General features: G+C 44.9%; 26 protein-coding genes and 1 riboswitch. Of the genes, 6 read left to right on the forward strand and 20 right to left on the reverse strand.

Annotated features, from left to right (window positions below; all coding sequences use genetic code 11):
• Positions 1-2: 2 nt before the first annotated feature.
• The 4 genes from endB to acpS all read right to left on the reverse strand — a co-directional run bounded on the left by endB (position 3) and on the right by acpS (position 3,232).
• Positions 3-284, reverse strand: coding sequence for a type II toxin-antitoxin system antitoxin EndoAI (endB, locus tag V6D41_RS19130; protein WP_003225183.1), 282 nt, complete (start codon positions 282-284; stop codon positions 3-5).
• A gap of 117 nt (positions 285-401) precedes the next feature.
• A complete protein-coding gene (gene alr, locus V6D41_RS19135) occupies positions 402-1,571 on the reverse strand; it encodes an alanine racemase (RefSeq protein WP_148963059.1) in 1,170 nt (389 codons plus the stop codon).
• 114 nt (positions 1,572-1,685) lie between these two features.
• On the reverse strand, positions 1,686-2,702 hold the full coding sequence (locus V6D41_RS19140) for a LolA family protein (protein WP_202328952.1): 1,017 nt from the start codon (positions 2,700-2,702) through the stop codon (positions 1,686-1,688).
• Between the two features lie 164 nt (positions 2,703-2,866).
• Positions 2,867-3,232: a holo-ACP synthase gene (gene acpS, locus V6D41_RS19145; protein WP_333519325.1), complete on the reverse strand. Its 366-nt coding sequence runs from the start codon at positions 3,230-3,232 to the stop codon at positions 2,867-2,869.
• 94 nt (positions 3,233-3,326) lie between these two features.
• Between acpS and V6D41_RS19150 the strand changes: the two genes are divergently transcribed.
• Entirely contained in the window at positions 3,327-3,926 is a 600-nt protein-coding gene (locus V6D41_RS19150) for a rhomboid family intramembrane serine protease (RefSeq protein WP_087992962.1), read from the forward strand.
• On the opposite strand, the gene V6D41_RS19155 is transcribed toward V6D41_RS19150, so the two are convergent.
• The 5 genes from V6D41_RS19155 to V6D41_RS19175 all read right to left on the reverse strand — a co-directional run bounded on the left by V6D41_RS19155 (position 3,923) and on the right by V6D41_RS19175 (position 10,460).
• Positions 3,923-5,404 carry a PH domain-containing protein gene (locus V6D41_RS19155; RefSeq protein WP_333519326.1) on the reverse strand — a complete coding sequence of 494 codons (1,482 nt, stop codon included), beginning with the start codon at positions 5,402-5,404 and terminating at the stop codon, positions 3,923-3,925. The genes V6D41_RS19150 and V6D41_RS19155 overlap by 4 nt on opposite strands.
• Positions 5,394-5,873: a PH domain-containing protein gene (locus tag V6D41_RS19160; RefSeq protein ID WP_087992964.1), complete on the reverse strand. Its 480-nt coding sequence runs from the start codon at positions 5,871-5,873 to the stop codon at positions 5,394-5,396. The genes V6D41_RS19155 and V6D41_RS19160 overlap by 11 nt, the downstream gene beginning before the upstream one ends.
• A 171-nt stretch (positions 5,874-6,044) precedes the next feature.
• Positions 6,045-7,529 (reverse strand): degradosome RNA helicase CshA, encoded by a 1,485-nt coding sequence (gene cshA / locus V6D41_RS19165; RefSeq protein ID WP_148963056.1) that lies wholly within the window; start codon positions 7,527-7,529, stop codon positions 6,045-6,047.
• Between the two features lie 401 nt (positions 7,530-7,930).
• Complete coding sequence (locus V6D41_RS19170; protein WP_333519327.1) at positions 7,931-9,304, reverse strand: UDP-N-acetylmuramoyl-tripeptide--D-alanyl-D-alanine ligase; 1,374 nt, start codon at positions 9,302-9,304, stop codon at positions 7,931-7,933.
• Between the two features lie 70 nt (positions 9,305-9,374).
• The gene (locus V6D41_RS19175; protein WP_333519328.1) at positions 9,375-10,460 is read right to left on the reverse strand and encodes a D-alanine--D-alanine ligase; all 1,086 of its coding nucleotides are present in this window, start codon (positions 10,458-10,460) and stop codon (positions 9,375-9,377) included.
• Positions 10,461-10,613: 153 nt separating this feature from the next.
• Between V6D41_RS19175 and V6D41_RS19180 the strand changes: the two genes are divergently transcribed.
• Positions 10,614-10,934 (forward strand): thioredoxin family protein, encoded by a 321-nt coding sequence (locus V6D41_RS19180; protein ID WP_333519329.1) that lies wholly within the window; start codon positions 10,614-10,616, stop codon positions 10,932-10,934.
• A 14-nt stretch (positions 10,935-10,948) separates the two neighbouring features.
• On the opposite strand, the gene V6D41_RS19185 is transcribed toward V6D41_RS19180, so the two are convergent.
• The gene (locus V6D41_RS19185; protein WP_148963053.1) at positions 10,949-11,821 is read right to left on the reverse strand and encodes a cation diffusion facilitator family transporter; all 873 of its coding nucleotides are present in this window, start codon (positions 11,819-11,821) and stop codon (positions 10,949-10,951) included.
• A gap of 247 nt (positions 11,822-12,068) precedes the next feature.
• On the opposite strand from V6D41_RS19185, the gene V6D41_RS19190 reads away from it, so the two are divergent.
• Positions 12,069-12,233: a Fur-regulated basic protein FbpA gene (locus V6D41_RS19190; RefSeq protein WP_333519330.1), complete on the forward strand. Its 165-nt coding sequence runs from the start codon at positions 12,069-12,071 to the stop codon at positions 12,231-12,233.
• Positions 12,187-12,366, forward strand: a complete 180-nt coding sequence (fbpB, locus tag V6D41_RS19195; RefSeq protein WP_333519331.1) for a Fur-regulated basic protein FbpB — start codon at positions 12,187-12,189, stop codon at positions 12,364-12,366. Before V6D41_RS19190 ends, fbpB begins: the two co-directional genes overlap by 47 nt.
• A 28-nt stretch (positions 12,367-12,394) precedes the next feature.
• Here the strand turns inward: fbpB and V6D41_RS19200 are convergent, their stop codons facing one another.
• From V6D41_RS19200 to dctS, 9 genes are all read right to left on the reverse strand, one after another.
• On the reverse strand, positions 12,395-13,537 hold the full coding sequence (locus tag V6D41_RS19200; RefSeq protein WP_333519332.1) for an acyl-CoA dehydrogenase family protein: 1,143 nt from the start codon (positions 13,535-13,537) through the stop codon (positions 12,395-12,397).
• Between the two features lie 131 nt (positions 13,538-13,668).
• On the reverse strand, positions 13,669-14,004 hold the full coding sequence (locus V6D41_RS19205; RefSeq protein WP_333519333.1) for a hypothetical protein: 336 nt from the start codon (positions 14,002-14,004) through the stop codon (positions 13,669-13,671).
• A gap of 94 nt (positions 14,005-14,098) precedes the next feature.
• A complete protein-coding gene (locus tag V6D41_RS19210) occupies positions 14,099-14,866 on the reverse strand; it encodes an ABC transporter permease (protein ID WP_333519334.1) in 768 nt (255 codons plus the stop codon).
• Positions 14,859-15,785 (reverse strand): ABC transporter ATP-binding protein, encoded by a 927-nt coding sequence (locus V6D41_RS19215; protein ID WP_333519335.1) that lies wholly within the window; start codon positions 15,783-15,785, stop codon positions 14,859-14,861. The genes V6D41_RS19210 and V6D41_RS19215 overlap by 8 nt, the downstream gene beginning before the upstream one ends.
• A gap of 91 nt (positions 15,786-15,876) precedes the next feature.
• Positions 15,877-17,115 (reverse strand): dicarboxylate/amino acid:cation symporter, encoded by a 1,239-nt coding sequence (locus V6D41_RS19220; protein ID WP_148963047.1) that lies wholly within the window; start codon positions 17,113-17,115, stop codon positions 15,877-15,879.
• A 73-nt stretch (positions 17,116-17,188) separates the two neighbouring features.
• Positions 17,189-17,321, reverse strand: a riboswitch (cyclic di-AMP (ydaO/yuaA leader).
• Positions 17,322-17,367: 46 nt separating this feature from the next.
• Positions 17,368-18,420, reverse strand: coding sequence for an AI-2E family transporter (locus V6D41_RS19225; protein WP_087992975.1), 1,053 nt, complete (start codon positions 18,418-18,420; stop codon positions 17,368-17,370).
• A gap of 148 nt (positions 18,421-18,568) precedes the next feature.
• Entirely contained in the window at positions 18,569-19,834 is a 1,266-nt protein-coding gene (dctP, locus tag V6D41_RS19230; RefSeq protein ID WP_148963046.1) for a C4-dicarboxylate transporter DctP, read from the reverse strand.
• Between the two features lie 119 nt (positions 19,835-19,953).
• Positions 19,954-20,634 (reverse strand): response regulator, encoded by a 681-nt coding sequence (locus V6D41_RS19235; protein WP_333519336.1) that lies wholly within the window; start codon positions 20,632-20,634, stop codon positions 19,954-19,956.
• Positions 20,624-22,231 (reverse strand): two-component system sensor histidine kinase DctS, encoded by a 1,608-nt coding sequence (gene dctS / locus V6D41_RS19240; protein WP_333519337.1) that lies wholly within the window; start codon positions 22,229-22,231, stop codon positions 20,624-20,626. The genes V6D41_RS19235 and dctS overlap by 11 nt, the downstream gene beginning before the upstream one ends.
• 71 nt (positions 22,232-22,302) lie before the next feature.
• Here dctS and V6D41_RS19245 point away from each other — a divergent pair, with 71 nt between their 5' ends.
• Positions 22,303-23,355 (forward strand): TRAP transporter substrate-binding protein, encoded by a 1,053-nt coding sequence (locus V6D41_RS19245; protein WP_333519338.1) that lies wholly within the window; start codon positions 22,303-22,305, stop codon positions 23,353-23,355.
• Positions 23,356-23,440: 85 nt separating this feature from the next.
• The gene (locus tag V6D41_RS19250) at positions 23,441-24,262 is read left to right on the forward strand and encodes a manganese catalase family protein (RefSeq protein ID WP_087992980.1); all 822 of its coding nucleotides are present in this window, start codon (positions 23,441-23,443) and stop codon (positions 24,260-24,262) included.
• Between the two features lie 41 nt (positions 24,263-24,303).
• Here the strand turns inward: V6D41_RS19250 and V6D41_RS19255 are convergent, their stop codons facing one another.
• Entirely contained in the window at positions 24,304-24,690 is a 387-nt protein-coding gene (locus tag V6D41_RS19255; RefSeq protein ID WP_333519339.1) for a VOC family protein, read from the reverse strand.
• Between the last annotated feature and the right edge of the window lie 62 nt (positions 24,691-24,752).

Below are 24,752 nucleotides of genomic sequence, written 5' to 3' on the forward strand. Positions count from 1 at the left end.
GATTATCCTCCGCTGACTAAGCGCTCAACTGTCGTTTCAGCCTCGCACTCCGCAAAGTGAGCCTCAGAAGAAATATTCAGGTTGATTTTCGCCATTTCCATATAGCCGCGTCTCATCAAATCACGGTTGTGACGAGTTGTTCGTTCGCTGACATACGCTCTCACTGCTTGTGATATCAGTTCGTTTCTGCTTCGTTTCTCCCGCATCGCTACACCATCCAATTCAGCTACTAGGTTTTCGGGCAAGCTGATTTTCATTTCGGTTCTTGCGCTGGATTCAGACAAAAAACATACACCTCCACCAAACTTACGGATACGACTCTTTTATCCATCCAGTGATAATGATACCATTATTCACTCTTCAAGCAAAGCTGTTTTATGAATTCTCCATTATGAGATGAGCTATTTGCTTTTATTTTCCTGCACTAAAGGATTTCTTACTTCCATTATACTCCCATTTTCCAAAAACATACGGGGAACCCGGGAACTTATTGTACAAGACACCTCATAGTTAATGGTTTCGAGCCTGCCTGCAATTTCATCCATGGAAATATATTCATCTCCCTGCCGGCCTATTAATGTGGCTTTTGTGCCCGGCGGATATTCCTGATCCAGCTCCACCATAAATTGGTCCATGCAGATCCGGCCGGCGATCTTCAGCCGTTTTCCCTTTACAAGGATTTCGGTTCCTTCCAACTTTCGAAGCCAGCCATCCGCATAGCCGACAGGCACCGTCCCGATCCATGTATCTTTTTCCGCTGTGTATTCCGCTCCGTAGCTGACGCTCTCGCCTTTTCTGATCAGTTTGACATGCGACAGCGTTGAATGCAGAGTGAAAGCGGGGCGCAGCTCAAACGGTATTTCGTCCGTCATGTCGGCTGACGGACGGAGGCCGTACATGCCGATGCCGAATCTGACCGCGTTGAAAAAGCCTTTTTTCAGCCTGAGGCCGGCGGCGCTGTTCGCACAGTGCACCATCAGTTTCTTAAGCGGCAGCGGAGCAATCAGTTCTTTAAAGCGCTCAAACTGCTTTAAAAAATAGCCTCTTTCTTTTTCATCCGCTGTCGCAAAATGGGTAAATACCCCTTTGCATTTTAAACGAGGGTTACGGTCAAGAATCGCCATGACGTGATGAACTTCTTCTTCTGTTTTTACGCCAAGCCTGTTCATCCCCGTATCGACCTTTAAATGAAAATGAAGAGAACCTTTTTTCATATGGCGGGCGGCTTCCTGAAGCCATTCAACAGAATAAGCTGTTATTGTCACATCATATTCTGCCGCGATTGATACATACTCAGGGGGAACCGCGCCGAGCACCAAAATCGGCGCTTTCAGGCCCTTGTTGCGCAGTGAAATCGCTTCATCGAGAATAGCCACTGCCAAGCATGAAGCACCTGCGTCAAGCGCCGCTTTCGCTGTTTCTGCATCGCCATGCCCGTAGGCGTTTGCTTTCACAACTGCCATTAGGTGGACATGTTCGCCGATATGTTCTTTCATATTGCTGACATTTTCCTTTATCGCGGACAAGTCGATTTCCGCCCACGTATTTCTGTAAAAAGGTTTTGTGCTCATTATGACACTTCCTAGCTTTTATTCAATATCATTTACATATCATACTAAAATTAAAGGCCAAAGGGAAACGATGCAAGACGAAAAAAAGGCCAAATCATGTTTGGCCTTTGCCGGTTATTTAGATGATTGTCCCTGCATGCTTTTCGCGACTGTCACCATTTCCTCTTTCGTAAGATCTTTAGATGAGAGAAGGTAATCTACGCCATCATACGTCCATGATAATGATGCATCCGACAAGGCGCCGATGGTGTAGCCGAGATTCACCGGTTCGCCGTTCAGCCTAACTGAGGAGGAAGCCTTGGCAATTTGGGCTTTTTCCTGAATTAAGGTAAATGATTTTTCTCCTCCGTAGGTCATGATGATCCGCTTCCCGTCTTCAGTAGAGATATCTTTTTCTTCTAGCAGCTTTACGCCAAGCGGCAGTTCAAGCGGCGTTTTGACCGCGAATGTATCGGATGGCTTCGCGCTTGTGGCAACGTCCATTTGGGAAAGGGTCATATTTTTCTTCTCGTCAAAGGATTCTTTGTCGAAATGTTTATTGAATTCGAAGCTGCTGAATTCTACTTTCACCATAACTTTTCGATCAGTATCCATGACTTTGACAGATGACGGGCTCATATCTTTTTTGTTAAACGTGATTTCTTGCGTTGGCAGCATTTTGTTATGCTGATAGTTCGTTTTTGTTTCAAATACGTAGTTCTTTTCTTTCGCAGTGAAAACCGCATCTGAATCGTTTTGAACATCCTTTACGAGCGATTCAAACAGATAGACCTGGCTGCTGTTGTTCGGCCAGTCGCTTTGAAATCTGAAGCTCTTATTTAAAGACGGCGTGAGAACAAATACTCCGTTTTCATTTCGTAAAATGACTTGATTTTGGTCCTTTTTCGGATTTTCCAGATAAACCCTGTACAGAGATGGCTTTTTGTGCCAGATTTCCACATTGTATACTTGAGGCTCACTCCCTGTCTCGATGGTCATTTTCGCTTTTGCTTTGTACGAGGTATATTCTTTCGCCTTTTCATCTAACCCGGTCACAATATCTTGCTGTGTTTTTTGCCCGCAGGCAGAAAGAATAAGGACAGCAAGCAGTCCCGTTAAAAGCAAAACAAAGCTTTTTCTCACCTTTTTCAACCCCTTTTTCTCAATTGATGTAAAAGGAAGAAATCGCTTGTTTGACTTTAACGGTACGCTCGGTACACGTTAGGCAGAACGGATGCGTACCATAAAAGCCTCAAACAACTTGTCTCCCTTAATGCACTATCAAATATATGAGTGGGGTGCCCCTAATATGCAGACTAGCTTGACAACCTTTCAATCACCACCTGCGCGGCCGCGTATTCCTTTGTATGGGTGATTGATACGTGAACGGCGGCTTGGCTTAGTTTTGCGCAAATGATATAAGGCTTGCCATTTTGGTCTTTCTTAATTTCAATATCCTGAAAGCTAAGCTGTTTTCCTATACCGGTGCCAAACGCTTTCGAGAAAGCTTCTTTTGCCGCAAATCTGCCCGCGAGAAACTCAATTTTTCTTTTCTCTGAAAGCTCATCATATTGATCAAGCTCGCTTCGCGTCAAAATCCGCTCAGCAAATCGTTTCTGGCGGCCGGCCATAGAAGCGATCCGTTTAAGCTCGGTGATATCTAGTCCTATGCCGTATATCATGGGTGATAACCTCCTTTGCGTATGTACTATTTGAATGGTTTGTCTCATAAACGTGTTACTATAGAAATACCAAAATGAAGAAAAGGGGCTCGGAATGTTTATACGGACCGAAAATTTCCAAACGTTTATCAGGCTTTATCCCGTTGTCACCTTTATATTGGCTTTGCAAGCTGTTCTCTGGCTATTTTTTTCACTTCCTGTCCATTCAGTCGTGTTATGGAGAGATACCGTCACAGGCTATAATCTAGGCGTTGCAAACGGTGAATGGTGGCGGCTGATCACACCGGTTTTGCTGCACGCCGGTTTTACCCATCTGCTGTTTAATTCCATGTCGATCTTTTTATTTGCCCCGGCTTTGGAGCGTATGCTGGGAAAAGCGCGTTTCCTCCTTGTGTACGCCGGCTCCGGCATCATCGGCAATATCGGCACATATGTGACAGAGCCGCTTGATTACGTGCATGTCGGGGCTTCAGGCGCGATTTTCGGGCTGTTCGGCGTGTATCTGTTTATGGTTCTTTTTCACAAAGAACTGATCGGGCAGGAGCATTCCAAAATGATTGTCACACTGCTCGCATTTGCCGTTCTGATGTCGTTTATCAACTCCAATATTAACATGATGGCCCATCTGTTTGGGCTTTGCGGCGGGTTTCTTCTCTCCTTTTTATGTGTGCAAAAAAAAGAGCGGCGGTATTAACCGTCCGCTTTTTCATATGAGTACCAGTTCAAAATGAAGTCCGCATCCTCTTCACCTACATCCCTCACCGTTAATTCTTCCATATGGCTTGATGATTTTACCGCGGTAGAAATGGTATACAGACGGCCTTTCTTTTGAAAATAGGATTGGCTGAATTTGCAAATCTGCATTCTTCTTTTCAGCACAATCGCGGTTGTTCTGCCGATAAACCTTGACGTAAGCTGAAGACGCTCCCCGTTGATCGTCCATGCTGCATCCTTAAATGCGAGGTAGCCGAAGAACAATTCAATCGGCAGCAGCACGATCGACAGGTAGCCCCATGGCTGAAAGAAGATACATAATGGGATGATCAAAAAAAGTGAAAAAATGACGGAGCGGAATAAATATCGTTTCAGCGCGCGCCCCGGCAGACGTCGGACGTTTTCTTCCAGCGTGTATTCCGGCGTAAAGGCCTGAAGCATGTGTGGGAGCTTCTTTTTATGAATCATCGGAAAAAGAATCGTCAAAGCGCCTTCTTCTTTTTCCCGGTCGCCGCCGCCCGCGCTGACAATGGACACCGTCACATAGCCGAATAACTGGCGGATGATATTTTCTTTGATTTTAATGGCTTGTATTTTTCGGAGCGGAATCGTGACTTGATGTTTTTCGATAATCCCTCTTGAAATGACCAATTCCTGCTCTTTTTTTATAATTTGAAAGTTCGCGTATTTAAACATCATACCGGCGATGCTGAACATCCAGACGATAAATAAACCGATAAAAATGAGTACCGCATAAATACCGATGCTGGCGTGCTGAAGGAAGGAGAATTTATCGAAAAACCAATCCATCGGCAACACTTCATCAAGCTGAGAAATAAGCGCAAATACAGCGGAGATAATCACTCCGATTCCGCCGGAGGTAGAGGCGGCCATGAGCAACTCTTTCATGTTCATGCGATAGCGCTCTTGCGGCTCAACTTCCGGAGTCTGCTCCTGTTCTGCTTCCAGCAGCTCTTCATCGTGTTCGCTTTCGTGACTTTTTGCTTTTTTCTTAAAGACTGATTCTTTGATGCGTTCGGCTTCTTCAACAGAAATAGCAGACAGAACAGCTTCCGCCTCCTTGCCTCCGCCTGCCGTTTCAATTTGCAGCTTCACAAGCTTAAAGATTTGCTGGATCACGCCCGCGCTCGTATTCATCGTTTGAATCCGATCGATCGATATGTATCGCTTTTTCGTGACAAACAAGCCTTCTTCAATTCTGAATTCGTCATCTTCGATTCGATAGGTAAACCTTCTCCATTTGATGATGCTTGCGGCCACAAGCCAGATAAACAGCACACCAAGCGCAATAGCTCCGTAAAAACGGACCGTATGGTTTGAATTAACGATATACACAAAAAAGAATGGCAGAATGATATTTTTAATCGTTTGAATAATGGTATGGCATAAATTCAAAATGACTGCCGCCGGGTGCAGGCGTTTCGGTTCAGACATCATCTTCAGTCACCCTTGCCAGACGGGAAATAGAGTCTCTCAGTCGATCCGCTTCCTCCATCTCTAAAGCGGGGATCGAATGAACGGTCGCGGCCGTGGAAATTTTTACAGTTGCCAGGTTGTACTTTTTCAATAACGGCCCTTGTGACGTATCGACGTGCTGAACCCTGACCATCGGGACAATCACACGTGTCACCACAAAAATACCTGACTGAATATCGATTTCATGTTCATGGACTTCATAGCGCCACACTTTATGACGGATCTTTGGAATGATAAAGACCGTCACAATTGAACCCAGCAGCCAAATCCCGCCGAGCACGCCGCTGATCGAGTACGGCCAATGAAAATAATAGCTTAACACTGCAACTGCTATGACGATAAGCAAGCAGACAGCGGATATGATGATCTCTTGAAGTCGCCAAACCTTTAATCCGTCTGGACTGATTTGGTTTTTAGGCTGCTCTCTCAAAATACCTACCTCCCGTTTTTTCATCTTTACTTATACGTCTCTTATACAGAAAGGTTTCATTCTTAAGCATACAGAGAAAAACAGCTTCCGTCAGCTGAAAGTTTGCTGAATACCAAGTCGTAAACATAAAAAAACCCAAAACGACATGTTTTGGGCTTCTAATCGATAGAATTAGTAAGATTTTTTCTGGCGTCTGTCACCTGAAGAACGGCGATCGTTTGAACGCTTTTTGTCGTAGGAAGAACGGTTGTTGTTTTTCCCTTTTCCGCCGCGATAGCCGCCGCCTTGTCCATCTCTGCGTTTAGAAGAGCGCTGGTTCTTGTGGCGTTTGCCGACCATCGGCGCTTCGTCTGTTAAGCGAATCGGTGTGTTGTCCGGCTCTTTTGTAGACATCTTGATAGCCGCCGCAACCACTGTCACTGCATCATGATCTTCAAGCAGCTCAGCTGCCGCTGTCATGTAGAAGTTCAGGTTGTTTTCACTGATTGCCGTGCGAAGGCGTTCAACCGTAACCTGCTGCTGGCCTTCTAACGCTTCATCAAGTGTAGGCTCCTTCATGCGGTCCATTTTGCGTTTTGTTGTTTGTTCAATTGCGCGAAGCATGCTTTTCTCACGCGGTGTAATGAACGTCATCGCCATACCTGTTTTTCCTGCACGGCCTGTTCTTCCGATACGGTGAACATAGCTTTCAGGATCTTGAGGCACGTCGAAGTTGTACACGTGTGTAACACCAGAGATATCAAGTCCGCGAGCCGCAACATCAGTTGCAACAAGAACTTCGATTGCGCCTTCTTTAAATTTGCGAAGCGCAACCATACGTTTCGCCTGCGTTAAGTCACCGTGAATTCCTTCAGCCGCATATCCGCGAAGGTTAAGAGCTTCAGCCAGCTCATCAACACGGCGTTTTGTACGTCCGAAGACGATCGCAAGCTCAGGAGACTGAATGTCAAGAAGACGAGTCAGTGTATCGAATTTTTTACGCTCCTGCACTTCTAAATAGAACTGCTGAATGTTAGAAACCGTCATTTCTTTTGCTTTTACTTTCACGTGTTCCGGCTCAGTCATGAAGCGCTCCGCAATACGTTTGATCGGCGCTGGCATTGTAGCAGAAAACAGAAGTGTCTGATGCTCGCTCGGCACGTTTGAAAGAATAGATTCAATGTCGTCAATGAATCCCATGTTCAGCATTTCATCCGCTTCATCCATTACAACAGTGTTTACATTGTTTAAACGAATTGTGCGGCGGTTAATGTGATCAAGAAGACGTCCAGGTGTTCCCACAATGATATGCGGGTTTTTCTTTAAAGCCCGAATTTGTCGCCCAATATCCTGTCCGCCGTAAATAGGAAGAACCTTCGCACGCTTATCTTGTCCGATTTTATATAATTCTTCAGATACTTGAATGGCTAATTCACGGGTTGGCGCGATTACGATTGCTTGAATATCAGGAGACTCGGGGTTAATTTTTTCAACAAGGGGTATACCAAACGCAGCTGTTTTACCTGTACCTGTTTGCGCTTGTCCAATGACGTCTTTATTTGAAAGTCCGAGCGGTATCGTTTGTGCCTGAATCGGCGTTGCTTCTTCAAATCCCAGACGGTTAATTGCTTTCATGAGATCAGAACTTAAATTAAAATCTTGAAACGTTATAGTCAAATTATTCAAACTCCTTCTAATTGCTGTGTCAGTAATGTCGTGATTTACCACTAAAAACTGCCCTTTCCACAAAAAGGACAGGTCCATACGTATACAAAGCCCGAATTACTTCTAAGTTTTATCTTACCATTACACTATTTGTTTTTCAATAAAATGAGAAGCAGATTGGCTTCTCGAATATGCCGGCTGCTGTTTCATCCGCTCCCAAATGTCCGGCGGGAGAACTTCGGGCAGGCGAATGAAAATCCGGACAAATATTTTTCGTATCGCAAAATAACCTGTATTTATTGTATCATAGCCGCAGCCAGCCAGACATACATTATTTCAGGCCGGCATACATTAGTGTTTGCACATCATTCTATTTTATGATGCAATATGCGTTTTTTTCGCAGGATTTTTTTTTATGAAAGCGGGCTGTCTATTAAATCTTTAACGATTTCTTCAAGCTTCATACCTCTGGACGCTTTGAATAAAATCAAATCTCCTTTTGACGCGTTTTCCTTCACGGCTTGAAAGAGATGTTTTTTCTCGGTGAAGTGGCTGACGCGTTCTTTCTCAAAGTGGTTCAGTGCGCCTTCCGCAATAAAAGCGCCCAGCTTTCCGTACGTAAAGACGCGGTCGATTTTCTCAGGGCTGATTACTGCACCGCACTCTTTATGGAATGTTTCTTCAAGATCACCGAGTTCAAGCATATCGCCGAGCACAAGCATTTTTTTTCCGTAGCCTTCAAGGCTTTCTGTCAATTGAATGGCGGCCTTCATTGAAGTCGGGCTGGCATTGTAAGCGTCATTGATAATCGAAATGCCGCTGTCTGTTTTGATGAGTTCGAGCCTCATGCCAGTTACCTTTAGTCCGCTCAGTCCTTTTGCCGCATCATCAGCCGTGATGCCGAAATAAGCCCCCGCGGCGATCGCAGCCATAGCGTTCATGACATTATGCTTGCCGAGCACCGGAATAAAAAACGATTTTCCCATCCCTTTGATTGTAAAATGGGTTCCCGCTTCACTCTGGCTGACACCCTGAAGCTGATAATCATTTTGCGCTCCCGATCCGTACGTTTTCGTTTGGCAGCTGTATGCTTTTTGAAGGAGCGGTTCATCCCCGATATAAATCAGCACTCCGTCTTCTTTAAGCCCGTTAATGATTTCAAGCTTCGCCTCTGCAATGCCCTCTCTTGAGCCAAGGTCTTGCATGTGGGATTCGCCTATATTTGTAATCACAGCCGCATCCGGGTTTGCCAGGCGGCTCAGGAGGTCAATTTCTCCTTTAGCGCTCATTCCCATCTCCAATACGGCGATCTCCGTATCTTCAGGCATGGCTAAAACCGTCAGCGGCAAGCCGATGTGATTATTAAAGTTCCCTCCTGTTTTGTGGACACGGTACTGGGTTCCCAAGACGGCGTGAATCATATCTTTTGTTGTCGTTTTGCCATTGCTTCCGGTTACCCCGATGACACGCGTGCCAAGCTCCTGTAAATAAGCTTTTGCAAGTTGCTGAAGAGCGGAAAGGGTGTCGTCAACTAAGATGACGGCCTGTTTCTCGGGCGGATTTGGTTCTGACCGATCCCAAAGAACGGCCGCTACACCGGCGTCAAAAGCCTGCTGCACAAATGTGTGTCCGTTAAAATGTTCCCCTTTCAGCGGGATGAAAAGCTGATCTTGTTCCAGTTTCCTTGTATCAGTTGCCACTCCATGAATGACTGTTTGTTCGTATTGCGGATTTGTCAATGTGCCTTTGACCATCTCTGCAATATTTTTTATGGTTCGCTTAATCAAGTGCGGTCCCTCTCTTTCTTTTTGTATACGGGAAAAGACACTGCCCTCTTACCGGCAGTGTCCATCTTCATTAAAATGTATGCTTAATCAATTGTTTCTCAGCGTGGCGTTCTTTTGCAAGCTCCACAAGCTGTTCAATAAGGTCAGCGTATTCCACTCCCGCCTCTTTCCAGAGCAGCGGGAACATGCTGAAAGGAGTAAAGCCAGGCATTGTGTTAACTTCATTGATCAGAACTTCGCCGTCTGCGTTCAAGAAAAAGTCCGCTCTGACAAGTCCTGAACCATCGATCGCTTTAAACGCCTTAATTGCCATATTACTGATTTTTGCGTATTCCTCATCGGTCACGTTTGTCGGAATCACCAGATCAGTATCTCCATCCTCATATTTCGCTTTGTAATCGTAGAAATCTGTCTTCGGTGCGATTTCTCCCACAACAGAGCATTTAGGATCATCATTTCCAAGTACGCCGATTTCGATTTCTCGGCCATTAATTCCTTCTTCAACGACAACTTTACGGTCATATTGGAATGCAAGCTCGAACGCTTTTTGCAATTCTTCACGGTTTCGGCATTTACTGATTCCGACACTTGAGCCAAGGTTCGCCGGCTTCACAAAGCAAGGGTAGCCTAATTCCTGTTCGACCTGCTCACAGTTTTCTTCCGGAGAACGAGTCCAGTCTTTCTTAAGGAAAGCTGCGTATTTAGCCTGCGCTAGACCGGCTTGCGCGAATAAATGCTTCATCACGACTTTATCCATGCCTGCTGAGGAAGCGAGCACGCCGTTGCCGACATATGGAATATTTAACAGTTCGAGCATTCCTTGAATCGTACCGTCTTCTCCGTTCGGTCCGTGGAGGAGCGGGAATACGACGTCGATGGCTTCATTTTGCTCTGACGCTTCCTGCGGAAACATCTCCTGATTCAGGGCAGCTGGAGAAAAAGCACTGCCTCCTTGCTCAAATTGAAGCATTTTCACATTTGAAACAGGCTCGGTTAAACGGGCGCCTCTTACCCATTCGCCTTTTTCAGTTATATAAATCGGATGTATATCAAACTTCTCAGTATTAAGCGCTTTGATTACAGCCAGAGCCGTCTGCAGTGAAACATTATGTTCAGCCGACTTTCCTCCGTACACTAATCCTAGACTTGTTTTCAATGGATACTCCCCCCACTACAATTCATCTTTACTATCTTATCACTTTCACGAGAAAATGATCTAATTATTTTTGGGCATGCTGATGCTGAAAGCATTTGTATGTAATTCATTTTTATTTTATATTAAAATGGCATTGAAAAGGAGATGTGACATATGAAAAAAATCACAACAAACGAACAATTTAATGAACTGATTCAATCTGATAAAGAAATTATTGTGAAGTTTTATGCAGATTGGTGCCCAGACTGCACACGCATGAATATGTTCATCGGCGATATTTTGGAAGAGTACAATCAAAACGATTGGTATGAGCTGAATAAGGACGAGCTTCCTGAGCCGGCTGAAAAATACCAAGTAATGGGCATTCCCAGCTTACTTATCTTCAAAAACGGTGAAAAAATAGCTCACCTTCACAGCGCCAATGCCAAAACGCCTGAAGAAGTGACTGAATTTTTATCTGAACATATAAGCTAATTCGTTAAACAGCCTTATTTTATGTCGTCGGGCTCTACATGAACATGAACATGAGTGACATCGTGTTCATGTTTTATTTTGTCTTCTACTTCATCCGCCACTCCATGGCCTTCCTCTACTGTAAGCTTCGGATCAACCGTAATGACCATCTCAATATGAACTGTGCTGCCTAAATACCTCGCTTTCACATCTTTTAGACGATGTACATTCTCAATTCTGCCCACAGTCTGTTTGTAAGGCTCAAGATCTTTCAAATGAAAACCGTCTGTTAATGAATGTGAAGCGTCTTTAAAGATATCCCAAGCCGTCTTGCAGATGATGATACCGATGATAAAAGCCGTTACCGGATCGATCCACGGCAGCTGCAGCTGGGATGACATCACACCGATAAACGCACCCGCACTTACAAAGGCATCTGACCTGCTGTCCTTTGCTGCTGCCATCAAGGCAGAGCTTTTAATGGATGCCGCCAGCCTTTTGTTATATAAATAGATGCTATACATAAACACAGCACTGCCTAACGCCGTCCATGCCGCAATAAGACTTGGCGTTTCGGTTGTTCCGCCCGCAATCGCTCTCCCCCCGCCGATTAACACTTCAATGCCGACAACCATCATAATAAAAGACGCAACTAGGGACGAAATCGTTTCAGCCCGATAATGGCCATATGGATGATCGTTGTCAGCCGGCCTTTGAGAAATACGCAATCCAATGAGTACCGCTACTGACGCTACAATATCTGTTGCGTTATTTAATCCATCTGCTCTCAGCGCTTCGGAATGGTATAAAATCCCAACGACAAGCTTCAGAACAGCAAGGATGACGTATGCGAAAATATTGAGGAGCGCCCCTTTTTCTCCCTTTTTCAGATTTTTTGTCCGCTCCATTGAATACCAGCCTCCATTCTGTTACATAGTATGGTTCCAAAACATGAAAAATAGCAGCAGTATTCAATGGCGAGGGACATTTCGACAGCAAATTATTGCCCGGGAAACTTTTTGTCGATCTGTTAAATATTTGCAGATTTATGCAAGAATAGGACTGTTTTCACCTTTACAGGCTAATGGGGACAATGTATACTGAGTTCAATTGATAATGATTATCAATATCGTTTGATTGGAGGTTGGTGACACAATGACACCTCAGTCTGGAGAAATCAGAAAAAAACAGCTCATTCATCTGTTAATACAGAATGGAATATACAAGAAGTCAACACGTCATTTATATGAATTGTCGTTAACAGAGTTAGAAAGTGAATACAAACATGTCAGGAGGACGCCGGAGCATGCCGAAGCGTAAAGTAAAAACCTACCAACAGCTCATCCAGGAAAACAAAGAGGCGATTATGGGCAACCCAAAGCTGATGAATATCATTTATGACAGAATCGACCGCAAGCATCAAAAAAATCTGCAGGAGCAAAACAATACATAAAAAGAGCCGGGAAGGCTCTTTTTTTTCATCACTCAAACGCTTCTGAGGCCAGCTTTTGGATGACCGCATCATCCATCGGCGGATTATGGAGACCGGCGCGCGCATCACGATAATAGCGCTGAAGCGGGTTGGTTCGTTCTAGGCTTTTGGCGCCGACAATTCTCATCGCTTTATCGACAACAGACAGCGCAGCATTTGTGACGATATGTTTCGCCGCACCGAGCTCGCTTCTCAAGTGAGGGCGGCGCTCCGGATCGTCATACAATTGGGCAATATGGAAAAGAAAATGTCTGGCAGTAGTCAGTTCAAGCTCCATTTCGCCTGTTCTTTGCTGGACGGCCGGAACATCCTTGATCGGCCCCTTCAAACTGTTTGGAGAATACTCGGCTGCAAATCGCACCGCATAGTCTCGTGCTGCTTGAGCAATGCCAAGATAAATCGCCGGTATGTGAAGAAGCCATCCATTCGGTTTTGCCCCTCGAGGACCTTGAAGCACTTCCACCAGTTTCTCCTCATCAAGCATGACCTCATTCAGTACTAGGTCATGGCTCCCAGTCGCTCGCATCGCCATCATATCCCACGTTTCTTCAATTGATAAACCCGGGTCATCTTTATGAATGAGAAACACGCCTGTTGTTTGTTTTTCTTCAATCCAAGCCGTCACCAAAAAGTAATCCAGTGCTTGCGACATCGTCGTAAAGGTTTTTCTTCCGTTCACTGCCCATTTGCCATCTTTTTTAACGGCGATTGTACCGGGACGCCCTCCTCTTGTCGGGCTTCCGGTGTTCGTTTCTGTTGCCGCCCTGTTGATGACAGCCCCGTTTTTAACTTCCTTTGAAATAAACGCAAACACATCTTTATCCCAGCTGTTTCCTTCTCCGAGCTCTCCTATTACGCTCAAATGCCAGCCGATGCTCAATGCTGCAGGTGCGTCTCCCCGTGCCAGCCGTTCTTGAAACAGGAGCATATCGTAAACAGAAATGCCCCCTCCTCCATGAGATGCCGGCAATGTTAAGGCCGTATACCCGGCATCACGCAATTTTTGTATCTTTTCTACAGGAAAACGTCCCTGTTCGTCATCTTCAGCGGCCGTTTGCTGAAATTCATCCGCAATCCGTCCGATTTTCTCCATCCATTGCCGCTGTTGCTCGTTTTGTATAAATAATGACATCCGGCAGCCCCCCAAGGTTTTAATTCCGATAAATTTAATATGTATTATAGATTTCCTGCCATCATTCCGCAACTGTTAACCTATATTTCCGGTATAGAAAAACACGCCGTTCCCTCTAGGGAACAGCGTGTTTAGACAGGATTTGCATCTCGGTCTTGTTTCATGCCGAGATAAATCAGCATATATGTCAGGTAACCCATTGTCATCACCAGGCCGCCGAAGAAAAAGCTCGAGAAAATCGGCTCTTCAAAAGCGGTTACTGCCGCTAGCACAATCCAGCTTGCATACAGATAGATGATAAAATAACGGATGCCCGTCTTCATTTTATATATCATGTACAGCCCCACGAGAGAAAACAATCCAAGCGCGAGTCTGAAATAAACAAGATGTTCAAATTGAAAAGTGAATGACACAAATGAGAATCCAAGCAGCAATACAATCGGTAACGCGGTAATAAAGTTCCTCAATCGAGACACCTCCGTCAGTACCTTTAGTATAAACCAAAATATCAGCTGATATTGATTTGCGTGATCTTTTTCACAAAAGTGTCATTCCTTGCCTTTATACCCGGACATCCCGTTTACAGAAGCACCACCAGCCAACAGCAATGAAAAATATGGCATGTATGACGATAATTCCCACAGAAAACAATGGCGTCATGCCTGAAAACAGCACGGTCTGGCCGCTGCTGTATTGGGTAAAGTCAGTGTTCGCAAAAAGTAAAAAGCTGCCCCATTTGTTTTCAAACAGCTTCATGAGCTGGACAAGTGTACTCGCTCCATATAAAACGACAAAAGAAACGACGACAGCTACCGCACTGTTGCGGAACAGCGAAGAACAAAGCAGCCCGAACAATCCCATCATTACGGCTTCAAGCCAGTTTGACCCGATCAGCTCCAAAGTGTTGATCAGCAATGCCTGTGATTCTGAAGTCACGGATGTGCCAAAAAAGATAAGACCGAATAATAATGCCAGAATGTAGTATGCCAAATACAAATAAAAGCTGGCCATCACAATTGTGATTAATTTTGACCAAAAAACCTTTTGGCGTTTAACCGGACGAATGAGCAGAAATTTGATCGTCTTTTTATCAAACTCCATCGAAACAATTGTCGCTGCAATCACGATCGTTAACGCCTGCAGCAGGATGTTCAGGCTCGGTGTATACGAAAAATAGCCGATGAAGTTTTCATCTGTCCCGGCACTGATGACAATCCGTTTAATGATCAAAGCTATGAAAAATTGAAAGACCGCCATCAAGATAAGAGATACCAATGTGACCTTCCGATTAAAAAGTTTCATATGTTCATTCCAAACTAATTTAGACAAGCTCTTCTCCCTCCTCTTGATGGGCAGTTGTCGCTTTTATGAATTCATCTTCCAGTGATTGCGTGTAAGGCATAACGGAAAATACATCCAGGTCTTGTCCGACAAGTGAGCGGTTCAGCTCCGGAATGTTTTCTTTTGCTACCTCAACAACAATCGCCCCGTCTTGCCGCTCAGCTTGATATTGATTGCTTGTCAGCCAATGGAGCGCTTTTTCTTCCGGCTGCACTTCAATGATTGCTTTTTCTGTTGTTTGATCTGTTCCATATAAGCTGACTTCCGCTTTGATCTCGCCTTTTTGAATGATGATGACACGATCACACAGATCTTCAACCTCGCGCAATAAATGGGTGGCGAATAGGACTGCTGTCCCTTCCTTTTCCGCGAGCTCTTTAATATGATCGCGAAAATCCTTCATGCCCGCGGGGTCGAGACCGTTTGTCGGCTCATCTAAAATAAGAAGCTTCGGCCCGTGAAGAATCGCCTGCGCAATGCCAAGTCGCTGGCGCATGCCAAGGGAATAGGTTTTGACCTTATCATGAATCGCTGACGTCAGCCCGACACGTTCCACCACTTCATCAAGCCGTTCATCCGTTATTTTTTTGTGCATATTCGCAAAGTGCTTGAGGTTTTCCCAGCCTGTCAGGTACGGATAGAACTCTGGGTTTTCGACGATCGCCCCCACAGCTTCCATCGCTTGTTCAAACTCTGTATCATGCTGGAATCCGCTGATTGTCACACTTCCGCTGTTTTGTTTTAACAGCCCGACGATGATACGGATGAGTGTTGTTTTCCCTGAACCATTCGGGCCGAGCAGGCCGATGATTTCTCCCTCCATTACGTCCATGCTGATCTGTTTTAAAATCTGTTTAGACCCGATCTTTTTATCGAGGCCTTTAATATGTAAAATCGGCTCAGCCATAAAGCCTTCCTCCTTTTTCGGCAAAAAATAAACAGTGCCCAACAATTAGGCACTGTTTGTATTATAGCATTTGTTGCTTCCAAATGTTTGGTTAAACCGATAGAGTCGACGTTTGCTCAGGCTGTTTGTTCTTCTCTGTTTCTGTCACAATGACAGCGCAGGCCGCGTCTCCTGTTGTATTTACAACTGTACGAAGCATATCAAGCAGGCGGTCAATTCCAAGGATCAATCCGATTCCCTCAACAGGCAGACCGACAGATTGAAGCACCATAGCAAGCATAATCAAACCGACTCCCGGAACACCAGCGGTTCCGACACTTGCTAATACAGCCGTCAGTACAACCATCAGCAGCTGCGTGAGTGTCAGATCATGCCCGAATACCTGCGCAATGAAGACGGTGGCTACCCCTTGCATGATGGCTGTTCCGTCCATATTAATTGTAGCGCCCAGCGGCTGGACAAAGCTGCTGATCGGCTCAGGCACCTTTAGTTTTCTCTGTGCCACATCCATGGAAACTGGCAGAGTCGCATTGCTGCTGGAAGTACTGAACGCGACGACCATAACCTCTGAGAAATCTTTAAAGAACGTAATCGGATTTCTTTTGGCGATAAGCGCTACCGTAGATCCGTAGGTTACGACTGCATGTATCAATAATGCAATGGTTACTACAAGCATGTACAAGCCCATCGCTTTCATTGCACTGAACCCTTGGCTTCCCACGGCTGTCGCAATCAAACCGAATGTGCCATACGGAGCAAACTTCATGACCAGATTCACTAGGTACATCATCAATTCATTTCCTTGCTCAACAACTTTGAGAAGCATATCCGCTTTTTTACCGAGCATTGTAATCCCAAGCCCGACAAAAATGGCAAAAGCGATAATCTGCAGCATATTTCCTTCGGTCATCGCTTGAACAGGATTGGTCGGAATAATGTTTAACAGGGTGTCCGCAATACTTGGTGCTTTTTCAGCAGTGAATTCGGCAGACGATGTATCATATGTTCCAAACTCTCCCGGTTTGATGACAAGAGCTAAAATGATGGCAATGGTAATCGCCACTGCAGTCGTGACGAGAAAATAAGAAATCGCCTTTACACCGATTCTGCCAAGCTTCTTAGGATCGCCCAGTCCAGCTACTCCCAGTGTCAGTGAGAAAAAGACAATCGGAACGACAAGCATTTTGATAAGGTTTAAAAAGATCGTACCAAGCGGACCGAATACAAACTTATTCAAATTTTCAAATAATTCAGGCGATGTCAGGTTAAGAATAATTCCCGTCACCGCACCCAGCACCAATGCAATGATTATCTTTGTAGCCAGCTTCATCTGCATTCCTCCCTTTTTTTAAAAAAAGCCCGCGAGAGACTCCCGTGGGCTTTGGCTATTACATCAAACCACTGGATTCTCTCTTCACGCTGATGAGGTTAGCTGACGGGTTCGGACGAAGAGATGTCCGTTTTTCTGACGAAAAATTAACCCCAAAAGATCGGGTCCCCCACTCCTTAGTTAAAAGGATTAAGCGTGTGGCTTACTATTGTATGATAGTTTATTTATACAGAAAAGAACCAATTTTGTAAACTATTTTTTGTTACTTTTCTCTTGGAATCTTTTAGGTCCATCTTCCTTATTGGTCACATCAAGGATATCAAGGAGAAACACAAAGATCGGAATCCCGATAATTAAACCCCAAATGCCCAAAAAGTGCTCAGAGAAAATGAGTACTATGAAAGTGAAAAAGATCGGCAGTTCTGTTTTCGCAGACATCAGCTTCGGATTTAAGAAATAGGTTTCGATCGCATGTATGGCGAATATGACAAGCACAATGTAGAGCACATACATTCCGCCGCCTGTGCTGTAAGCGATAATACTGAGCGGAATCAAAGAAATGACAACGCCTGCTACAGGAATTAATCCAAGGAAAAACACCATAATAGAAAGCCCAAACAGCTGCGGGAAATGCATAATCCAAAGCGCGATAAACGTCAAAACACAGTTGACGAGCGCAATGATAAATTGAGCCTCAAGCACTTTGCCGAACGTTCTTGCAAATTTCCTTCCGAAGAAAGCAATTTCCTCATAAAAGACCGCCAGTTTGCTCGTTTTAAATTTCCCCATAAATTCTGAAAGCCGTTTTTTCTCAAATAAGAAAAACATGCTGAGAACGAGCGCCATTACGACCTGCAAGCCAAATGTGCTGATATCGGCCAGATACGTATACACCACATTGAAACCCTCTTTGACATATGAACTGATATTAATATCTCCGAAAACACTGGTGATCTCATCAAAGAAAGGGATGGTGTCCGGGTGATACGCAATATGTTTAATCTGCTTAGCCAGCTGCTGAATCTGCGCCGCGACGATCGGATAAAAAACAAATCCCCCAACTGTAAGCAGAACAGCCAGCAACACGTAAAGAAACGTAATGACAACCCGCTGGCTCACGCGGAAGAATCGACTTGCGAACTGCCGTACGACAAACTCCAAACGATCCATTAGAAAGGTGAAAATGAAGGTAAGCAATATTAAGTTGATCATGCTCTTAAATAGATATAACACACCAGTTAACACGACAAAGACGGAAAAACGCCTTACTCCCGGGTGCTGAAAAAATTTAACTAAAGCGGCCATTTATACACCCCTGTTAGGACAAACGTCCTTAATTCAATATAGTATCCATCTGTAAATTATATAACAAAAAAATGCTGAGGTCTCTGTCATTCCCTTAATAATTCTTAAACAATTAAAAAAACGGCCCCATGGATGAGCCGCTCATTTCTTAAACTGCTGTTTTCATTTTTTTCATGTCTTCAACAGCCTCTATGCTTTTTGCTTCATCGAATTCATTTTCGCTTTTTGCAACAATGATCGTGGCGATTCCGTTTCCGATCAGGTTCACAATCGCTCTTCCTTCACTCATGAAACGGTCAACCCCAAGCAGAAGTGCAAGACCCTCCAGCGGAATGACCTGAAGCGCTGACAGTGTTGAGGCAAGGACGATAAACCCGCTTCCCGTCACACCGGCCGCTCCCTTCGATGTCAGCATCAGAACGAGGATAATTGTAATTTGCTGGCCAATGCTGAGGTCCACTCCAAACACCTGTGCCAGAAAAACCGTCGCCATTGATAAATAAATCGATGTGCCGTCAAGGTTAAACGAATAGCCCGTCGGAATGACAAGCCCGACAACGGATTTTGAACAGCCGTAACGCTCCATTTTATCCATCATACGCGGAAGCACCGATTCTGAAGAGCTTGTGCCAAGCACGATCAGAAGCTCATCTTTAATAAAGCGCAGGTAATTCCACAGACTGAATCCGTAAAGCTTGCAGATGATATTTAAAGCTACAAATACGAACAGGAACATCGTAATATAAACAGACATCATTAAACTTGCCAGAGGCTTTATGGAATCGAGACCGAAGTGCCCGATCGTATACGCCATCGCCCCGAATGCCCCGATTGGCGCCGCACGCATGATATAGCCGATGATTTTGAAAAAGACGTGAGAAATCTTGTCGAAGAAATCAATGACGCTTTTCCCTTTTTCACCTAATGCCGCAAGACCGACTCCGAAAAGAATCGAAAAGAATAAGACCTGCAAAATGTCCCCTTTTGCGAAGGCATCAACCATGTTGGACGGAACAATGTGTGTGACAAATTCAATCCAGTCGATTCCCTGACCGCCATTTTGCGTGTATTGTGATACATCACCCTTTTCAAGCTTGCTGTAATCAAGACCCGATCCCGGCTTTATCATATTAACGACGAACAAACCGATAATGAGTGCGAGAGTTGTGACAACCTCGAAATAAATAAACGCTTTTCCCCCTACTTTTCCAACCTTCTTCATATCGCCCATTTTTGCAATCCCGAGAACGATAGTGAAAAAAATGATTGGGGCGATCACCATTTTAACAGCGTTGATAAATGTATCGCCAAGCGGTTTCATTTCTTTGCCGATATCAGGCCAGACCAGCCCGACAATGACCCCGATGATGACCGCAGTTATGACCTGAACTGTTAAATTTTTAAACAGTTTCATATTCTGCATCCCCCTGTCCTATTCGCCTTTGTGTCTTTCTTACTAGAATGATAGCGTTTTCATATAAGATGGGGAAGTTTATGATCATAACGGACATTTTGGTCTTTTTGGTCTCAGGTTTATCCTTTAAACACGTAGCGGTTGACAGGACGGCCAATTCCGCCGTATTGAACGTCCAGCTTAATGGTTCCGTTTTTTTCTAGATAATCAAGGTATCGCCTGGCTGTCACTCTGGCGATACCGAGCGCCTTGGCGACCTCTTCTGCAGAAAGAGATGAGGTTTGGCGCTTCAAAAAAGCAGTGACTTCATTCATCGTAAAATGATTCAATCCTTTTGGCAGATCCTGTACGGCCTGCTGCGGAATATTCAGGATCGCATCGAGCTGTTCCTGGGACAGTGTATCGCTCGCTTCTATTTTTTGTTTATATTGCTTGTACTTTTCAAGTGCCTGTCTCATTCGCTCAAGCTTAAATGGTTTTAAGATATAGTCAGCCGCTCCATTTTGCAGCATAAGGGAGATCGTTTCTTTGTCTTTTGCAGCGGAAACGACAATGATATCCACTTCAAGCTTTTGCTTTCTGATCTCCTGCAACGTTTTGATCCCGTCTTTTTTCGGCATGTACACATCGAGAATGACGAGGTCGGGCTGTTTTTCTTTAATTAGCTTGATGCCTTCTTCTCCGTTTCCCGCTGTTGCACAGACAATAAAGCCGCTGACAGTTGTGATGAAATCCTTGTTTACCTCTTGAACCATCGGATCATCTTCAATGAGCAGAACCTTCCATTCTTTAAGAGCCATGCTGCGCTTCCTCCCCCTTCATTGGAAAAACGATAGAAAAAGCTGTTCCTTGCCCTGCGTGTGAATCCACTTCTATCGTGCCCGATCCTTTGTCTGTTATTTGTTTGACTAGATACAGGCCATAGCCTGTGCCGCCTGTTTTATTCACTGTAAATCCTTTGTCGTAAAGGTGCGGCATATGTGCCGATTCAATCCCGCGGCCGTTATCTTCTATTAAAATTGCCAGGATATCATCCGTTTGTTCGATGCTGATGTCAATCCGTTTGTCATTAGATTGAACCGTTTCAAATGAACCGAAGGCATTTTCAATCAGGTTGCCAAGAAGCACAACGATATCATGCTGATCAACATGCTCAGGAAATTGCTGAAGGCTGCTGTTTTCATCAATATGAACAGCAATGCCCAGCTCCCTTCCTCTTCTGATTTTACTTAATAGAAGGCCAGCCGCAGCGTCATTTTGAATCGAGCGATGCAGAAATTCAGTCACATTTTCCTGCTCAGTTGACGCCCGGAATGCAAGCTGCAAGGCTTTTTCAGATTTCCCCAGCTGGATGAGACCGGCGATCGTATGCAGCTTATTCATATGCTCATGGTTTTGGACGCGAAGCGCCTCTACAAAGTTTTTGACGCCGGTCAACTCCTCCGCCATCTTAGCCGCTTCCGTTCTGTCCTGAAAAATCGCGACGGCGCCAATGACTTTTTTCTTCATGACGATCGGAATTCTGCTGCTCATAATCACCTTTCCGCTGACGCGAATTTCTTCATTATAAACCGCTTTGTTCCGCTCCACGATTTCGGGCAGGCGCGAATCCTTAAGAACCTCCCAGATCACCTTTCCGACCAGATCGCCCTGCACCTCAAAGATCTGTTTCGCTTTTTCATTGAAAATCGTAATGATAAGCCGGTTGTCGATGGCAATCACGCCTTCGTTCATGGAGTGAAACGTCGCTGTCCGTTCTTCATACATTCGGACAATCTCATGAGGCTCAAGCTGAAACATTTGTTTTTTGATATGGCGGGCCAGCAGAAAGGAACCTGCAAGGCCGAAGCCGAGTGTCAGTACAACGATGAATGCGATATCGTGTTTTAACTGAAGCAATATGTCGGTAATCCCCGGCAGTGTTTTCCCGACAAGCACCACGCCGCTCTGGTTCAGCTCGTGATCCTTCACCGGATAAAAAGCGCGGACCGCCGTGCCGATCTCGCCCTTTGCTTCTGAGAAATAAATATGCTCCGCAAACGCCGCCTCTTCGTCTGCACCCTTGGATTTCTTGCCGATACTTGTACTGACAGGATGCGTGTAGCGAATGTGATTCATATCCATGACGACAATATAGTCTGCTTCATTAATCATCCTGATCTCTTCAACCGCATGGCGAACAGCTTCTGTTTGTTTTTTTCGCGCCAAGGCCTCTTTCACTTCTGTCATCTCCGACACCGTCCGGGCCGTATTCATCAAACGTTTTTTCAGCTCCCGCTCCTCTGTATGCTGGATATTGCCGATGAGCACAATGCCGCCGATCAAAAAGGAGAAAATGACGAGTATATAGGATAAGATCGTGATTTTCCAACGGATTGAGAGCTTCTTTTTGTTCATCAGCTTCTCCTTTCAGGTCTTTACGAATGGCATGGCCCCCATTATCCTTAAAACATAGGGGAGGGCTTTTCATGAAGAGTTTGTTTGCATGTCTCGCACTGATGATCGCCGGAATTGCAACCGCTTTATTTATCGGATTCCATGATCGTTCCGGCAGTGAAGAGATCGTTTATGATGACGATCAGGAAGGCTTACAGGATCAAATCGTGTTTACATTCAGCCATGTGGTTGCCGAAAACACGCCGAAAGGGCTGGCCGCCAATAAATTCGCCGAGCTGGTAAACGAGAAATCAGGCGGAAAAATAAAAATTGAAGTGTTTCCGAATGGAAGCCTGTATTCGGACATTGAAGAAATTGAAGCATTGCAAAACGGCGATGTTCAATTTATCGCCCCCTCCACATCGAAGCTCGGCATGCTCTCGCCTGAATGGGGCGTGCTGGATCTGCCGTATGCATTTACAAATTACGAAGCCGTCAAAAAAGGACTGCACGGCAGCATCGGCACACAGCTGTTTGATTCGCTAAAGAAAAACCAATTAAAAGGACTCGCCTATTGGACGAACGGCTTTAAGCAAATCACGACAAATCAAGGGCCGGTCAAAACCCCGGATGATTTAAAAGGACAAGATCTCCGCATTATGCAAAGCGATGTGATAGAAGATCAGTTCAAGCTGCTTGGCGCAAAGCCCCATCAGGAATCCTTCAATTCTACCTTTCAGCTGTTAGAAAACAATACAGTCGATGGCGAAGAAAATACCATTTCAAACATCTATTCTAAAAAATTTTATAATGTTCAGGACCATTTGACAATAAGCAGCCACGGTTATCTCGGCTATGCTGTCATGACGGATGAGCATTTTTGGAACGCGCAAACACCGGAAACACGGCGCATTTTGACAGAAGCGATGAAGGAAACGACAGAGTGGAATGAAATGCATGCCGAACAAATGAACAAGGAGCAGCTGGAAGTCATCAAAATGAGTTCTTCTATTCACATCTACGAGCTGTCAGATAAAGAGAAAAAAGAATGGATGAAGCGCCTTGATCCTGTTTACCGGCAGTACGAGCCTATCTTCGGCCGGAAGCTGATTCAGGAGCTTTTAGAGCTGCGAAAGGATTCGTAATCTCTATCTCGATACGCTGTTTTTCGTTTATCTTTCAATTGATCGGAAATATAAAAAGGGATAAACGAAAAAAGGAGATGGAAACATGTTTAAGCACACGAAAATGCTGCAGCATCCTGCTAAACCAGATCGTCCAGATCCATTATTCGCGAAAAAAATGCAAGAAATTTTAGGCGGGCAATTTGGAGAAATTTCTGTTGCCATGCAGTACTTATTTCAAGGCTGGAATACAAGAGGAAATGAAAAATACAAGGATTTGCTGATGGATACGGCAACTGAGGAACTCGGGCATGTTGAAATGATCGCCACAATGATCGCCAGACTTCTTGAGGATGCCCCGCTCGATCAGCAGGAAAAAGCCGCTGAAGATCCGGTCATCGGCTCCATTCTGGGCGGCATGAACCCTCACCATGCGATTGTATCAGGACTTGGCGCCATGCCGGAAAACAGTACAGGCGTCCCTTGGAGCGGCGGCTATATCGTTGCAAGCGGAAACCTGCTGGCAGACTTCCGCGCCAATCTGAATGCGGAATCACAAGGCCGTCTGCAGGTCGCACGCCTGTTTGAAATGACAGATGACAAAGGCGTTAAAGATATGCTCAGCTTCCTGCTGGCGCGTGACACGATGCACCAAAATCAATGGCTCGCCGCCATTAAAGAATTAGAAGCACAAGAAGGCCCGATTGTGCCGGGAACATTCCCGAAAGCACTCGAAAAGCAAGAGTTCTCGCATCAGCTTATTAATTTCTCTGAAGGCGAAGAAAGCGCCGAGCAAACTTGGCTGAACGAAAAAGCGCCGGACGGAGAAGCCTTTGAATATGTAAAAGAAGCGAAAGCGTTTGGAGAAAAACCGGAATTAAAACCAGCACCGCCTTTTGTTCATGATACGCTTCCGGGACGCGAGTAAAGATACAATCATAAAAAGGATAGATCATCATCAACCGTGATCTATCCTTTTTTGCGCGTTTTCTGCCACTCAAGCATCTCAAGACGATTGCCAAATGGATCTAAAACATAGAATCTGTCCGCTCCCGGAAGTTTATTGTCCTCAACAATTCCAATTCCATTTAATTTCAAATGTTCTTTTAAGCCTTCTATATTCATAACCTCAAAGGCGGGGTGTGCTTTTTTAGCGGGAACAAAAGGTTCTTCTATCCCGATATGCAATTGTCTATTCCCAAAAGTGAACCAGACCCCGCCTCGGGCTTTTAACTCATCAGGTTTTTCAATTTCCCGAAAGCCTAATATGCCGACGTAAAATTGTCTTGCAGCAGTTTCACAGCCTTTAGGAGCCGCAAGCTGAATATGATCAATTCCCTTAAAATGAAAAGTCATCTAAATCAATCCCACTGATTCCCCAATTGAATTCCATTTTCTTCATTCTAATTCAATCAAAA

It is taken from the genome of Bacillus sp. 0102A, from assembly GCF_036765155.1.
Lineage (GTDB): Bacteria > Bacillota > Bacilli > Bacillales > Bacillaceae > Bacillus > Bacillus subtilis_G.